This window comes from Burkholderia sp. BCC1638, from assembly GCF_902833195.1.
GTDB lineage: Bacteria > Pseudomonadota > Gammaproteobacteria > Burkholderiales > Burkholderiaceae > Burkholderia > Burkholderia diffusa.
The window spans coordinates 60469-75357 of the sequence record NZ_CADFEC010000020.1; the positions used below are offsets into that span (position 1 = coordinate 60469).

A 14889-nucleotide genomic window follows, 5' to 3' on the forward strand; every position below is an offset into this window, starting at 1 on the left:
CCGCTTCAGCCGGTCCGTTTTTCCGCCTTTGGGGGCGCGATTACCGGCCGCCGCCGACGTCGAGCAGGGCGCCCGTCGTGTATGACGCCGTGTCGCCGAGCAGCCAGACGATCGCTTCCGCGATCTCCTGCGCCTCGCCCGCGCGGCCGAGCGGTGTCTGCGCGCCGAGGCGTGCCGCGCGGCCCGGCTGGCCGCCGCTCGCATGGATTTCGGTCTCGATCAGGCCGGGCCGCACCGCGTTGACGCGCACGCCGTGCGGGCCGAGTTCCTTCGCGAGGCCGATCGTCAGCGAATCGACCGCGCCCTTCGAGCCGGCATAGTCGACATACTCGTTCGGCGAACCGAGCCGCGATGCGATCGACGACACGTTGACGATCGCGCCGCCGCGCCCGCCGCGATCGGTGGACAGCCGGCGCGCAGCTTCGCGCGCGCACAGGTAAGCGCCGAGCACATTGGTATCGAACATCCGCCGCAGCCGGTCGACCGGCATGTCGGCGAGCGGCATCGACGGCGCGACGATCCCCGCATTGTTGACGAGCGCGTCGAGGCGACCGAACGCCGCCGCGACGGTGTCGAACATCGCGATGACGTCCGCTTCGTTCGCGACGTCGCCGGCGACGACGCACGCGCGTGCGCCGGCGTCGCGAACGGCTTGCGCGGTCAGTTCGGCTGCCGCCGCGTCGCGTGCGTAGTTGATGCCGACGTCCCAGCCGCGCTCGGCCGCGAGCACGGCGGTCGCGCGGCCGATGCCGCGGCTCGCGCCGGTGATGAGGACGGCCTTGCGCTCGGACGACGGTGCGGGCATCGCGTGCGGCTCCCGATAGACGTTACTTGGCCGCGTCCGGCGCCCACTTGTCGCGGACGGGCGGCTGGTAGCGGCGCAGCTGTTCGATCAGCGCGACCGGTTCGGCGTCGAGGCACAGCGCGTCGAAGTAGGTCGGGCGCATGAAGCCTTCGTCGACCGTGTGGCGCAGCAGCGCGATCAGCGGATCGTAGAACGAATCGATGTTGTACAACGCGACGGGCTTGCGGTGATAGCCGAGCTGCGCCCACGTATAAACCTCGAAGAATTCCTCGAGCGTGCCGGCGCCGCCGGGCATCGCGACGAACGCATCCGCGAGGTCGGCCATCATTTTCTTGCGATGGTGCATGTCGGGCACGACGTGCAGCTCGGACAGCCCGGTATGGCCGACTTCCTTGTCGACCAGCAACTCGGGGATCACGCCGACCGCATGGCCGCCGGCCGCCATCACTTCATCGGCGATCACGCCCATCAGGCCGACGCGGCCGCCGCCGTAGACGAGCGTGAGGCCCGCATCGACGAGCGCGCGGCCGAACGCGCGCGCGGCGTCCGCATAGACGGGCCGCACGCCGGACGACGAGCCGCAGTAAACACAGACTGCCTTCATTGTTTCGCATCCTTCGCGGCGGGCTTGGCGGCGACCGGGCTGCCGGCGGGGCGCGGCGAACCGTCGCGCGGCGGCAGGTAGTCGGTGAACTGGCGCTTGGGCAGCTTGCCGGAGACGAGATCGTCGAACAGCTGGCGCGAACGGCCGCGCAGGTACGGAGCCATGACCGAGATCACGTGCATGCTCACCTGGTGCAGCTCTTCGCGGATCGCGTCCTGGTCGTTGTATTTGCGCGGGTGCATCACGTACTGATACGACAGCCAGTACGTCGAGATCACGGCCATGTTGGTGGCGATGACTTCGATCTCGGCGGGCGTCGCGACCATTTCGGCGTCGGACACGAGCAGCTCGCACATGTCGTGCGCGAAGCGCACCTTGTGGCTGATGATCTGCTTGAAGTGCGTCTCGAGCGTGCGGTTGCGCGCGAGCAGGTCGTTGAGGTCGCGATACAGGAACCGGTAGGTCCACATGAAGTCGGCCATGTACTGCAGGTACGACCAGGTTTCGTCGATCGTCGGACGGTGATCTTCGGGAAAGCGCAGTCGCCGTTCGATCTGCTGCTCGAACTGCGCGAAGATGCTGTTGATGATGTCGTCCTTGTTGCGGAAATGGTAGTACAGGTTGCCTGGACTGATTTCCATTTCCTCGGCGATCGTCGTGGTCGTGACGTTCGGCTCGCCGATCTCGTTGAAGAGTTTCAACGACAACTCGAGAATCCGTTCGCGGGTGCGGCGGGGAGGTTTCGCTTCCATGTCGTCCGGCCCTGTGTGTGCCGGACTGGCGGGCGCTGCAATCGATGCTGCGAGATTCGTCCGGCGCGGGTTGCTGTTCTAAGTCTGGCGGACGATTATAAACCGCGGTTTCCTTACAACGGGCGCATTTCGTGATCGCGATGCGTTCGGCGCATGGTGCGGCGCCGCACGCAGGCGGTGCCGCAGGTGCCGTCAGAAGCCGAGCCAGCGTGCGATCAGCGGGCCGAGCACGAAGCCCCATGTCGTCACGCACGCGAACAGCGCGACCGTGACCGCCGCGCTGCCGAGATCTTTCGCGCGCTTCGATAATTCGTGCCGCTCGAGCGAGATGCGATCGATCGCGGCCTCGACGCTCGAGTTCAGCAGCTCGACGATCAGCACGAGCAGCACCGACGCGATCAGCAGCGCGCGCGATGCGGCGGGGACCGGCGAGAACGCACCGATCGGCAGCATCAGCGCGGCGAGCGTGAGCTCCTGGCGAAACGCGCTCTCCTCGCGGATCGCGACGCGAAACCCGTTCAGCGAATGCTTGAGCGCGTACCACGCACGCGTGATGCCGCGGTGGCGCTTGTACGGATTCGGCGGCAGCGGCGCAAGCCGATCGTCGGGGCCGAGCGGTTCGTGCGTGTGCACGTCCGCGTCGGCGTGCGGCTCTTCTTCGTCGAACGGACGATGCGGTTGTGCCGTCGCGGCAGGGGGCGGGGTCTTGTCGTTCAGGTCTCGTTTCAAACGGCGGCACCTTCGGCGGGCGAGTACGCAGTCTTCGGCAGCGGTTTCAGATGCGACGCGAACTGCTCGGACGCCGCGCGCCACGAGAAGCGCTCGGCCCATGCGCGGGCAGTCTCGCGTTCGATCTTGAGCGCCTCGAGGCAGGCTTCCTGCAGGTCTTCGTGCATCGCGCCGGCATCGCCCCCGCCGAGCACGTCGATCGGGCCCGTGACCGGGTACGCGGCGACCGGTGTGCCACACGCGAGGGCCTCCAGCAGCACGAGGCCGAACGTGTCGGTGCGACTCGGGAACACGAACACGTCGGCCGCAGCATACACCTTGGCGAGCTCGGCTTGCGACAGGACGCCGAGATAGTTCGCTTCCGGATAGCGCGATTTCAGTTCGGCGAGCGCGGGACCTTCGCCCGCGACCCACTTCGAGCCGGGCAGGTCGAGGCGCAGGAACGCCTCGACGTTCTTCTCGATCGCGACGCGGCCGACGTACAGGAAGATCGGCCGCGCGGTATTGAGCACCTTCGACTCCATCGGCCGGAAGATGTCGAGGTCGACGCCGCGCGTCCACAGCACGACGTTCGTGAAGCCGAACTTCTCGAGGTCCTGCTTCACGACCGGGGTCGGCGCCATCACCGCGAGCGACGGCCCGTGGAACCAGTGCAGGAACTTGTAGGTCGCCGACAGCGGAATGCCGAAGCGCGCCTGCACGTATTCCGGAAAGCGCGTGTGATACGCGGTCGTGTACGGCAGCTTGCGCGCGCGCGCATAGCGTCGCGCGGCGAGGCCGAGCGGGCCTTCGGTCGCGATGTGCAGCGCATCGGGGGCGAACGCATCGATCCGGGCGCGCAGCTTGCGGTACGGCAGGATCGACAGGCGGATCTCGGGGTAGGTCGGGCAGGGCACCGTGCGGAATTCCAGCGGCGTCAGCATTTCGACCCGGTGGCCGAGCGCGGTGAGTTCGCGGGAGGTGCTCTTCAGCGTGCGCACGACGCCGTTGACCTGCGGCTCCCACGCGTCGGTGACGATCATGATCTTCATCGCGGCATGTGTCCTGTAAGTGGAGTTGTGTCAGGCGGTGGCCTTGGCCTTGCGCGACGGGGCTGCGGACGGCGCGGCGCGCATCGCCGTCCAGTAAATGATCTTCAGCTCGCCTTCCATCGTTTCGACGAGCGCGGACAGGCTCTCGACCCAGTCGCCGTCGTTGCAGTACAGCACGCCGTCGATGTCGCGGATCTCCGCCTTGTGGATGTGCCCGCACACGACGCCGTCGCAGCCGCGGCGACGCGCTTCGTCGGTCATCACGGTCTCGAACTGCGAGATGAAGTTCACCGCGTTCTTCACCTGATGCTTCAGGTACTGCGACAGCGACCAGTACTGGAAGCCCAGCCGGCTGCGGATCCGGTTGAACCAGCGGTTCAGCACGAGGATCAGCGTGTAGAGCGTGTCGCCGAGATACGCGAGCCATTTCGCGTGCTGGATCACGCCGTCGAACAGGTCGCCGTGGACGATCCACAGGCGCTTGCCCGCGAGCGTCGTGTGAAATGCCTCGCCGCGCACCTGGATGTCGCCGAACGCGAGGTCGCAGAACTGCCGCGCGCCTTCGTCGTGGTTGCCCGGGATGTAGACCACCTGCGTGCCCTTGCGCGCCTTGCGCAGGACCTTCTGCACGACGTCGTTGTGCGCCTGCGGCCAGTACCAGCCCTTCTTCAGCTGCCAGCCGTCGATGATGTCGCCGACGAGGTACAGGTATTCCGAATCGTTGTGGCGCAGGAAGTCGAGCAGGTACGGCGCCTGGCAGCCGCTCGAGCCGAGATGGATGTCGGACAGCCAGATCGTGCGGTAGCGATGGGTGGACGGCTCGGGGTCGTCGTGCTGCCTGGCGTGCGCGGCCGTCGGCTCATGCGACGAAAGGGCATCGGTTGCGGCCGAGCCGGACAGGAAGGCGGTGACGGCGCGGGCGCCGAGCGGTTGACGGAACAGGGAGGTCGCGGACGTTTTCTGGCCCATGCATGACTCGCGCCGGTTGACATTACCGGCATTGCGCCATGCGGGCGTGACCATGCCGTGACAGTCACGAGACGTTCTTATTACTGTCGTTCCGGCGTGTTTAGCAGTGAATGCGGCGGCGTTGCGTAATCTGCCGAACCGACCGTCCTGAGGCGATCGGGTAAGCCGTGAGCGGTGGCCGTGATCGCGCCTTCGAGGGGTTTCGTCTGATGGATGCGCCGACGCGCGTAACGGGTCGCGGTCGCGCGGACCGCGCGGCGCGTCACCGCGTCGTCACCGCGTCAGCGTGGAATCGCGACGACGCGCGTGCGGGCGATGCGGTCGTGCGGGAACTGGCGATCGGCGTGCAGGCGGGCGGCGCCGGCCCATGCGACGATCCACGCGGCCGCCAGCGCGAGCGTGACGGGCACCGACAGGCCGAGGAGCGGATGCAGCGCGAGCGGCGGCAGGAACCACAGCCACCCGAGCGCGTAGCGGACGAGCGCGTGGCCGGCGCTCAGCGGACGGCCGGTCGACGATTCGAGCCGCAGCCGCCAGGTCTTCATCGGCAGCGTCTGGCCGCCATGGGTCCAGAACCAGACGAAGTACGCGCCGACGACGAGCGCGATCCACGCGGCGAGGAGATTGTGATGAACGAGGCCGTTGCGCTGCTGCGTCGCGAGGCTGAATGCGAGGCCGGCGAAGAACACGATGCCGAACAGCAGCACGGCTTCGTACAGCATCGCGGCGAGGCGTCGCCGCACGGACGGCGCGGCGACGACGGCCGGGGCCTTGGGTGCGGGGGCGCTCGCCACGTCGGGTCAGGAACCCTTGAACATCGACGGCGCGTCGGCCGGCGAGACGGGCGTGACCGTCGCAGGCGCGGGTGCGGTGCCTGACGTGGATGATGCCGCGACGGGCGGCGTGCCGCCGCCGGACGTGGCGGGCGCCGATGCCGGCGCGGCGTTGCTCGCTGGATGCTCGTGCGAATTGACGAGGCGGCGCACATCGCGGTCGGCGACCGTCGGCGGCGCGCTGACGACGCTCGGCCGGCGACGGCGCTCGGTCGCGGCGAGGCGCTCCTTCTGTTCTTCGGGAAGTTGCTGGTAGGCCTTCCACGCACGCTCGCGCGCCTGCGCGGACAGCTCCTTCGCGCTCTGGTAATTCTCGCGCGCGACGCGGCGCTGCTCGGGCGTCATCCGCGCCCACTCGGACATCCTGTCCTGCAGGTGCTTCTGCTCATCGGGCGTCAATTTCGCGAAACGTGACGCGATCTTCAGCCATTTGCGCTTGCGTGCATCGCTGAAGCCGTCCCACTGATCGGCGAACGGCGCGAGTGCCGCGCGTTGCGCGGGCGTCAGGCGCGCCCACGACAGCGGGCCGTTGGCGGCCGGCAGCGGCAGGGGGAGCGGGGTGAGTTCGGTGGGCAGCCCCGCGGCGGCCGAGGTCGGCGCGGGCGCGTTGCTGGCCGCGGCGGAGACCGTCGCGGCGGGCGGGTTGAATCGGGAATAGGTGGCGACGTAGGAAACGGCGATCGCGATCACGCATCCGAAAAATACGGCCAGGCCCCGTTTCTGACTCACCCGAGCGATCCCCTCGTTATTCTCTGTTAGCGTGCGTGCGAAAGATACGCGTTGAACCCGTGATCGAGATACGCGTTGAGCGGCAGGTCGTCGCTGAGCATTGCCGCGTCGATGTCGGCGAGTTCGGCAGTGCGCTGCATGTCTTCCCAGTACGCGATGCCGACGAGCCCCGCGAGCAGCAGCGCGAGCGGCCAGGCGCGCAGCAGGCGGCGCGCGAACGACGTCTGCGGGCGACTCGCGGGCGGCGTGCCGTATGCGGCGGCGGCACCGGCGAAGGCGGGCACGAACACCGGCGCGGTCGCGGCTTCCGGCTTCTTGCGCGCGAGCGCGGCCCGGCGCGCAACGGCCAGACGGTCGGCGGTCGCGGCAGGCAGCGCCGCGGCACGTTCGTCCAGCGCGCGGCGGACCTTCAGCGCGAATTCGTGTTCTCGATTTACGGGAGCGGAGCTCATAGCGTGATTCCTTTGGCCTTGAGCGCTTGCGCCAGGGTGTGGGTGGCTCGCGAGCAGTGCGTCTTGACGCTGCCTTCGGAGCACCCCATTGCGGCGGCAGTCTCGGCGACATCCATATCTTCCCAATAACGCATCAGGAACGCTTCCCGTTGACGCGTTGGAAGTTTCTGGATTTCTTCGTCGATCAGGGCCAGAACCTGCTCCCGCTCGAGGCGGTGCTCGGTGCTCTCGACGCCCGCGTTGTCATCCGCGGACTCGAGCGTTTCCAGCGGATCGAAGTCTTCGTCGTCCGTGTTGTTGAGCGACGAGAAGAGCGTCACCCAGGTATTGCGGACCTTCTGCCGGCGGAACCAGTCATGGATCGCGTTCTGCAGGATCCGCTGGAACAGCAGCGGCAGCTCGGCCGCCGGCCGGTCGCCGTACTTCTCCGCCAGCTTGATCATCGCGTCCTGCACGATGTCGAGCGACGCATCGTCGTCGCGCACGGCGTACGCAGCCTGCTTGAACGCGCGCCTTTCGACGCCCGCCAGAAAGTCGGCGAGTTCCTTGTCTGATGCCATTCCGTAAAGGTATGCGCTGCGGACTGCGGCGTGTGAAAGGTCGAAAAATTTCGTAAAACCCGCGGATGCTAACAAATTTTCGCGCGACTTGGCACCGTTGACGGCTCGGTACGTTGCGCGCGAGCAGCGTCCGCGGGCCGCCGGGCGGGGCGCATGATGCGCTGCGGGATATTTTGCTTGACGACCCAATCATGACCCGCTATCGTCAACGATTCGCAACATGAAGTGATGGTCTCATTTGAGGCTGGCCCAAGAAGCCCGCCCTTCAAACTGGACGCGCCGCTTGAACCCGAGCCACAAGCCCGGCAGAGAGCACCCGATCAATTTTTTGCCGAAAATTCGAAAGGTCAAAATGAACATGCCCAGCGCGGAATTCTCCACGTCGGAACCCCTTTCCCCTCCCGATAGCGACTCCATCGGCGCCACCGTGCTCATGAAGGCACTGGCCGACGAGAACGTCGAATTCATCTGGGGCTATCCCGGCGGCTCGGTACTCTACATCTACGACGAGCTTTACAAGCAGGACAAGATTCAGCACGTGCTGGTGCGCCACGAACAGGCGGCCGTGCACGCAGCCGATGCGTATGCGCGTTCCACCGGCAACGTCGGCGTCTGTCTCGTGACGTCCGGCCCCGGTGTCACCAATGCGGTGACCGGCATTGCAACGGCCTACATGGATTCGATCCCGATGGTCGTGATCAGCGGCCAGGTGCCGACTGCCGCGATCGGCCAGGACGCGTTCCAGGAATGCGATACCGTCGGCATCACGCGTCCGTGCGTGAAGCACAACTTCCTCGTGAAGGACGTGCGCGACCTCGCGGAAACCGTCAAGAAGGCGTTCTACATCGCCCGCACCGGCCGTCCGGGCCCGGTGCTGATCGACATCCCGAAGGACATCTCGAAGACGCCGTGCCAGTACGAGCCGGTCAAGAGCGTGTCGCTGCGCTCGTACAACCCCGTCACGAAGGGCCATTCGGGCCAGATCCGCAAGGCCGTGTCGCTGCTGCTGTCGGCGAAGCGTCCCTATATCTATACGGGCGGCGGCATCATCCTCGCCGACGCCGCGCGCGAACTGAACCAGTTCGCCGATCTGCTCGGCTACCCGGTCACGAACACGCTGATGGGCCTCGGCGGCTATCGCGCGTCGGACAAGAAATTCCTCGGCATGCTCGGCATGCACGGCACGTACGAAGCGAACATGGCGATGCAGCACTGCGACGTGCTGATCGCGATCGGTGCCCGCTTCGACGACCGCGTGATCGGCGACCCGGCGCACTTCGCGTCGCGTCCGCGCAAGATCATCCACATCGATATCGATCCGTCGTCGATCTCGAAGCGCGTGAAGGTCGACATCCCGATCGTCGGCGACGTGAAGGAAGTGCTGAAGGAGCTGATCGAGCAACTGCAGACGGCCGAGCACGGCCCCGACACCGAGGCGCTCGCGCAATGGTGGAAGGACATCGAGGGCTGGCGTTCGAAGGACTGCCTGAAGTTCGACCGCGACAGCGAGATCATCAAGCCGCAGTACGTGGTCGAGAAGGCATGGGAGCTGACGGACGGCAACGCGTTCGTGTGCTCGGACGTCGGCCAGCACCAGATGTGGGCCGCGCAGTTCTACCGTTTCAACAAGCCGCGTCGCTGGATCAACTCCGGCGGCCTCGGCACGATGGGCTTCGGCCTGCCGGCAGCGATGGGCGTCAAGATGGCGCACCCGGACGACGACGTGCTGTGCATCACGGGCGAAGGCTCGATCCAGATGTGCATCCAGGAACTGTCGACCTGCCTGCAGTACGACACGCCCGTGAAGATCATTTCGCTGAACAACCGCTATCTCGGCATGGTCCGCCAGTGGCAGCAGATCGAATACAGCAAGCGCTATTCGCATTCGTACATGGATGCGCTGCCCGATTTCGTGAAGCTCGCCGAAGCGTACGGCCATGTCGGCATGCGGATCGAAAAGACCTCGGATGTGGAGCCGGCGCTGAAGGAAGCGCTGCGCCTGAAGGACCGCACCGTGTTTCTCGACTTCCAGACCGATCCGACCGAAAACGTCTGGCCGATGGTACAGGCCGGCAAGGGCATCACCGAGATGCTGCTCGGATCGGAAGATCTGTAACGGCGCGACGCGCGCCGGGGCCGGAGCGGCCGCCTTCACGAAGGGCGGTGCGGCACCGGGCGGCGCGCGGCGCGAGTGAATCGACACGGACACATTCTGGAAGAAGCGAACATGAGACACATCATTTCCGTCCTGCTGGAAAACGAACCGGGCGCGCTGTCGCGCGTGGTCGGTCTGTTTTCCGCACGCGGCTACAACATCGAAACCTTGACGGTGGCGCCGACCGAAGACCAATCGCTGTCGCGGCTGACCATCGTTTCCATTGGCTCGGACGACGTGATCGAACAGATCACGAAGCATCTGAACCGCCTGATCGAGGTGGTGAAAGTGGTGGACCTGACCGACGGTGCACACATCGAACGCGAGCTGATGCTGATCAAGGTACGTGCAGTGGGCAAGGAGCGCGAAGAAATGAAGCGGATGTCGGATATTTTCCGCGGCCGCATCATCGACGTGACCGAAAAGACCTACACGATCGAATTGACGGGCGCGAGCGACAAGCTCGACGCATTCATCCAGGGGCTGGACGCGACCGCGATCCTAGAGACCGTGCGTACCGGCAGCTCCGGCATCGGACGCGGCGAGCGCATCCTGAAGGTGTGATGCCGAACAGGCACGCCGGGTGCGCCGTCATGTCCCGGCCCGCAGTACTCCATCTGAACGAATTGTTGAATTTTTGAATTGGCGAAGGAACCATCATGAACGTTTTCTACGATAAAGACGCTGACCTCTCCCTCATCAAGGGCAAGCAAGTCACGATCATCGGCTACGGCTCGCAAGGCCATGCGCACGCACTGAACCTGAAGGACAGCGGCGTGAACGTGACGGTCGGCCTTCGCAAGGGCGGCGCGTCATGGAGCAAGGCCGAAAACGCAGGCCTGTCGGTCAAGGAAGTCGCGGAAGCGGTGAAGGGCGCGGACGTCGTCATGATGCTGCTGCCGGACGAGCAGATCGCCGACGTGTACGCGAAGGAAGTGCACGCGAACATCAAGCAGGGCGCCGCACTGGCATTCGCACACGGCTTCAACGTCCACTACGGCCAGGTGATCCCGCGCGCCGACCTCGACGTGATCATGATCGCGCCGAAGGCTCCGGGCCACACCGTGCGCGGCACGTACTCGCAAGGTGGCGGCGTGCCGCACCTGATCGCGGTTGCGCAGAACAAGTCGGGCGCGGCACGCGACATCGCGCTGTCGTACGCGGCAGCGAACGGCGGCGGCCGTGCCGGCATCATCGAGACGAACTTCCGTGAAGAAACCGAAACCGACCTGTTCGGCGAGCAGGCCGTGCTGTGCGGCGGTACCGTCGAGCTGATCAAGGCAGGTTTCGAGACGCTGGTCGAAGCCGGCTACGCGCCGGAAATGGCGTACTTCGAGTGCCTGCACGAGCTGAAGCTGATCGTCGACCTGATCTACGAAGGCGGCATCGCGAACATGAACTACTCGATCTCGAACAACGCCGAATACGGCGAGTACGTGACGGGCCCGCGCGTCGTCACGGAAGAGACGAAGAAGGCGATGAAGCAGTGCCTGACCGACATCCAGACGGGCGAATACGCGAAGAGCTTCATTCTCGAGAACAAGGCAGGTGCGCCGACGCTGCAGTCGCGCCGCCGCCTGACGGCCGAGCACCAGATCGAGCAGGTCGGCTCGAAGCTGCGCGCGATGATGCCGTGGATCGCGAAGAACAAGCTCGTCGACCAGACGAAGAACTAAGCACCGCGTGCTGTTCCGGCCCTTCGAGTGGAGGGTCGGTATCAAAAAGCCGTCCGAAGGCAGCAGTGCCCCGGGCGGCTTTTGCTATCCTACGGGCTTTGCAATTCACCGAACACCGAACGAACCCATGAACTATCCTCATCCGATCATCGCGCGCGAAGGCTGGCCGTTCATCGCGATTGCAGCCGTCATCGCGTTGTTGATCCACGCCGTCGGGGGCTTCGGCTTCGCATGGCCGTTCTGGCTGCTGCTCGTCTTCGTCGTCCAGTTCTTCCGCGATCCGCAGCGCCCGATTCCGGCGCAGCCGAACGCGGTGCTGTGCCCGGCGGACGGCCGCATCGTCGCAGTCGAGACAACCCAGGATCCGTACGCGAATCGCGAAGCGCTGAAGATCAGCGTGTTCATGAATGTCTTCAATGTCCATTCGCAGCGTTCGCCGGTCGACGGCGCCGTTACCAAGGTCGAATACTTCCCCGGCGCGTTCCTGAACGCGGCGATCGACAAGGCGTCGACCGAGAACGAGCGCAATGCGGTCGTGATCCAGACGGCGAGCGGCAAGACCGTCACCGCCGTGCAGATCGCCGGCCTCGTCGCCCGCCGGATCCTCTGCTACGTGCGTGCCGGCGAGCCGCTGTCGCGCGGTCAGCGCTACGGTTTCATCCGCTTCGGTTCGCGCGTCGACGTGTACCTGCCGCTCGGCAGCCGCGCGAAGGTGTCGATCGGCGAGAAGGTCTACGCGTCGTCGACGATCCTCGCCGAGCTCGAACAGTAAGCGGCGGGACGCACGATGGCCGCATTCAAACCGCGTCGTCCGCGCAACGGCTCCGGCCAGGCGCCACGCCCGTTCCGCCGCAACAAGGTGATGGCGCAGGACCCGGCGCCCATCGAGAGCCGCCGCGCCGCGCGCCAGCGGTTCCTGAAGACGCGCGGCATCTACCTGCTGCCGAACGCGTTCACGACCGCCGCGCTGTTCTGCGGCTTCTTCGCGGTCGTGCAGGCGATGAACGTGCGCTTCGAGATCGCCGCGATCGCGATCTTCGTCGCGATGGTGCTCGACGGGATGGACGGGCGCGTCGCGCGGATGACGCATACGCAAAGCGCGTTCGGCGAACAGTTCGACAGCCTGTCTGACATGGTGTCGTTCGGCGTCGCGCCCGCGCTCGTGATGTACGAGTGGGTGCTGAAGGATCTTGGCCGCTGGGGCTGGCTCGCCGCGTTCGTCTACTGTTCGGGCGCCGCGCTGCGTCTCGCGCGCTTCAACACGAACATCGGCGTCGTCGACAAGCGCTTCTTCCAGGGGCTGCCGAGCCCGGCCGCGGCCGCGCTGATCGCCGGTTTCGTCTGGCTCGCGACCGACAACCGCGTGCCGATGAAGCTCGGCTGGCTGCCGTGGGTCGCGTTCGCACTGACGATCTACGCAGGCGTGACGATGGTGTCGAACGCGCCGTTCTACAGCGGTAAGGCGCTGGACGTGCGGCACCGCGTGCCGTTCGCGGCGATCCTGCTGGTCGTCGTCGCGTTCGTGCTCGTGTCGTCCGATCCGCCGTTGATGCTGTTCTGCCTGTTCGTGCTGTACGGGCTGTCCGGCTACGTGTTTTGGGCCTACATGGCCGTGCGCGGACGCGCGAACCCCGCGCGCTCGTCGCAGCGCGATCACTGACGCGCAACCTGCCCGACGACGGCGGCCTCGGATGTGATTCCGGGCCGCCGTTTTTCATTTGCCCCTTTTTCGCACGGCGCGGCCCGGCATCCCGGGTGCCGTCCGATTGCGCACCCAGCGGAATGCCGCTATAGTCTTCGGCATGACTGCATTTTCCCGCCTCTCCCTCCTTCTAGCCGGTGCGCCGCTACGCGCGCTAGCTTTGGCGCGCCTGCCGCGCTGACCGTTCTCGCCCTCCGTCAAGCCTCGTCTGTTGTTGAGCGTCGCCAGCGGTGGCGCGATCTCATTACGTTTGATTCCCGTATAAAGAGCCCTGGAGCCCCCATGACAGACAAGCTGATCATTTTCGATACGACGTTGCGTGACGGTGAACAATCGCCTGGCGCGTCGATGACGAAGGAAGAGAAGGTCCGCATCGCGAAGCATCTCGAGCGGATGAAGGTCGACGTGATCGAGGCCGGCTTCGCGGCCAGCTCGAACGGCGACTTCGACGCGATCCACACGATCGCCGGCCTGGTGAAGGACAGCACGATCTGCTCGCTGGCGCGCGCCAACGACAAGGACATCCAGCGTGCGGCCGACGCACTGAAGCCGGCCAACAGCTCGCGGATCCACACGTTCATCGCGACGTCGCCGCTGCACATGGAGAAGAAGCTGCGGATGACGCCGGACCAGGTGTTCGAGCAGGCGCGCCTCGCGGTGCGCTTCGCGCGCAAGTTCACCGACAACGTCGAATTCTCGCCGGAAGACGGCAGCCGTTCGGATCTCGACTTCCTGTGCCGCGTGCTGGAGGCCGTGATCGCCGAGGGGGCGACGACGATCAACATCGCCGACACGGTTGGCTACGGCGTGCCGGAACTCTACGGCAACCTCGTGAAGACGCTGCGCGAACGCATTCCGAACTCGGACAAGGCGATTTTCTCCGTGCACTGCCACAACGACCTCGGGATGGCGGTGGCGAACTCGCTCGCGGGCGTGAAGATCGGCGGTGCGCGGCAGGTCGAGTGCACGATCAACGGGCTCGGTGAGCGCGCGGGCAACACGTCGCTCGAGGAAATCGTGATGGCCGTGAAGACCCGCAAGGACTACTTCGGCCTCGACGTCGGCATCGACACGACGCAGATCGTGCCGACGTCGAAGCTCGTGTCGCAGATCACCGGTTTCGTCGTGCAGCCGAACAAGGCCGTCGTCGGCGCGAACGCATTCGCGCACGCGTCGGGTATCCACCAGGACGGCGTGCTGAAGGCGCGCGACACCTACGAGATCATGCGCGCGGAAGACGTGGGCTGGACCGCGAACAAGATCGTGCTCGGCAAGCTGTCGGGCCGCAACGCGTTCAAGCAGCGCCTGCAGGAACTCGGCGTGTCGCTCGACAGCGAAGCCGAACTGAACGCCGCGTTCATGCGCTTCAAGGACCTCGCCGATCGCAAGGCCGAGATCTTCGACGAAGACATCATCGCGATCGTCTCCGAAGAATCGGCGCTCGCGCAGGAGCAGGAGCACTTCAAGTTCGTGTCGCTGTCGCAGCGTTCGGAGACGGGCGAGCAGCCGCAGGCGAAGATCGTGTTCGCGGTCGAAGGCAAGGAAGTGACCGGCGAGGCGCGCGGAAACGGGCCGGTCGACGCGACGTTCAACGCGATCGAGGGCGAAGTCGGCAGCGGTTCCGAACTGCTGCTGTATTCGGTGAACGCGATCACGACCGGCACGCAGGCGCAGGGCGAAGTGACCGTCCGGCTGTCGAAGAGCGGGCGGATCGTCAACGGCGTCGGCACCGATCCGGACATCGTCGCGGCGTCCGCGAAGGCGTACATTTCGGCGCTGAACAAGCTGCATTCGAAGGACGACAAGGTCAACCCGCAGCGCTCGTAAGCGCTGCGCGTCGAGCGCTCGACGCACACGAAACGCCCCGTGCGGCCTTTGCGCCGCCCGGGGCG

The 14889-nt window shown here is 65.8% G+C and carries 16 protein-coding genes; 6 read left to right on the forward strand and 10 right to left on the reverse strand.

What is annotated here, in order from left to right; genetic code table 11:
- Positions 1-40: 40 nt before the first annotated feature.
- From HWX22_RS21980 to HWX22_RS22025, 10 genes are all read right to left on the reverse strand, one after another.
- Positions 41-805: an SDR family oxidoreductase gene (locus HWX22_RS21980; RefSeq protein ID WP_059533247.1), complete on the reverse strand. Its 765-nt coding sequence runs from the start codon at positions 803-805 to the stop codon at positions 41-43.
- Positions 806-827: 22 nt separating this feature from the next.
- The gene (locus HWX22_RS21985; RefSeq protein ID WP_059533245.1) at positions 828-1409 is read right to left on the reverse strand and encodes a TIGR00730 family Rossman fold protein; all 582 of its coding nucleotides are present in this window, start codon (positions 1407-1409) and stop codon (positions 828-830) included.
- Positions 1406-2161 (reverse strand): TetR/AcrR family transcriptional regulator, encoded by a 756-nt coding sequence (locus tag HWX22_RS21990; RefSeq protein ID WP_059820655.1) that lies wholly within the window; start codon positions 2159-2161, stop codon positions 1406-1408. The genes HWX22_RS21985 and HWX22_RS21990 overlap by 4 nt, the downstream gene beginning before the upstream one ends.
- Before the next feature lie 192 nt (positions 2162-2353).
- Positions 2354-2890: a diacylglycerol kinase gene (locus HWX22_RS21995; protein ID WP_175910880.1), complete on the reverse strand. Its 537-nt coding sequence runs from the start codon at positions 2888-2890 to the stop codon at positions 2354-2356.
- Entirely contained in the window at positions 2887-3921 is a 1035-nt protein-coding gene (locus HWX22_RS22000; RefSeq protein ID WP_059533238.1) for a glycosyltransferase family 1 protein, read from the reverse strand. Before HWX22_RS22000 ends, HWX22_RS21995 begins: the two co-directional genes overlap by 4 nt.
- 30 nt (positions 3922-3951) lie before the next feature.
- Positions 3952-4890, reverse strand: a complete 939-nt coding sequence (locus HWX22_RS22005) for a UDP-2,3-diacylglucosamine diphosphatase (RefSeq protein WP_059533236.1) — start codon at positions 4888-4890, stop codon at positions 3952-3954.
- Between the two features lie 281 nt (positions 4891-5171).
- Positions 5172-5684 carry an RDD family protein gene (locus HWX22_RS22010; RefSeq protein ID WP_175910878.1) on the reverse strand — a complete coding sequence of 171 codons (513 nt, stop codon included), beginning with the start codon at positions 5682-5684 and terminating at the stop codon, positions 5172-5174.
- 6 nt (positions 5685-5690) lie between these two features.
- Positions 5691-6452, reverse strand: a complete 762-nt coding sequence (locus tag HWX22_RS22015; RefSeq protein ID WP_175910876.1) for a DUF3106 domain-containing protein — start codon at positions 6450-6452, stop codon at positions 5691-5693.
- 26 nt (positions 6453-6478) lie between these two features.
- On the reverse strand, positions 6479-6904 hold the full coding sequence (locus HWX22_RS22020; RefSeq protein WP_059533231.1) for a DUF3619 family protein: 426 nt from the start codon (positions 6902-6904) through the stop codon (positions 6479-6481).
- Positions 6901-7464: an RNA polymerase sigma factor gene (locus tag HWX22_RS22025; RefSeq protein ID WP_059468121.1), complete on the reverse strand. Its 564-nt coding sequence runs from the start codon at positions 7462-7464 to the stop codon at positions 6901-6903. Before HWX22_RS22025 ends, HWX22_RS22020 begins: the two co-directional genes overlap by 4 nt.
- Positions 7465-7816: 352 nt before the next feature.
- On the opposite strand from HWX22_RS22025, the gene HWX22_RS22030 reads away from it, so the two are divergent.
- The 6 genes from HWX22_RS22030 (at position 7817) to HWX22_RS22055 (ending at position 14824) form a co-directional block, all read left to right on the forward strand.
- Positions 7817-9580, forward strand: a complete 1764-nt coding sequence (locus HWX22_RS22030) for an acetolactate synthase 3 catalytic subunit (RefSeq protein WP_059689386.1) — start codon at positions 7817-7819, stop codon at positions 9578-9580.
- Between the two features lie 111 nt (positions 9581-9691).
- Positions 9692-10183, forward strand: a complete 492-nt coding sequence (ilvN, locus tag HWX22_RS22035) for an acetolactate synthase small subunit (RefSeq protein ID WP_034207977.1) — start codon at positions 9692-9694, stop codon at positions 10181-10183.
- Between the two features lie 95 nt (positions 10184-10278).
- Entirely contained in the window at positions 10279-11295 is a 1017-nt protein-coding gene (gene ilvC / locus HWX22_RS22040; protein ID WP_059533228.1) for a ketol-acid reductoisomerase, read from the forward strand.
- 127 nt (positions 11296-11422) lie between these two features.
- The gene (locus HWX22_RS22045) at positions 11423-12067 is read left to right on the forward strand and encodes a phosphatidylserine decarboxylase (protein WP_059468119.1); all 645 of its coding nucleotides are present in this window, start codon (positions 11423-11425) and stop codon (positions 12065-12067) included.
- 15 nt (positions 12068-12082) lie between these two features.
- Positions 12083-12955 carry a CDP-diacylglycerol--serine O-phosphatidyltransferase gene (pssA, locus tag HWX22_RS22050; protein ID WP_059533226.1) on the forward strand — a complete coding sequence of 291 codons (873 nt, stop codon included), beginning with the start codon at positions 12083-12085 and terminating at the stop codon, positions 12953-12955.
- Between the two features lie 324 nt (positions 12956-13279).
- Entirely contained in the window at positions 13280-14824 is a 1545-nt protein-coding gene (locus HWX22_RS22055) for a 2-isopropylmalate synthase (protein ID WP_059533224.1), read from the forward strand.
- Positions 14825-14889: the final 65 nt, after the last annotated feature.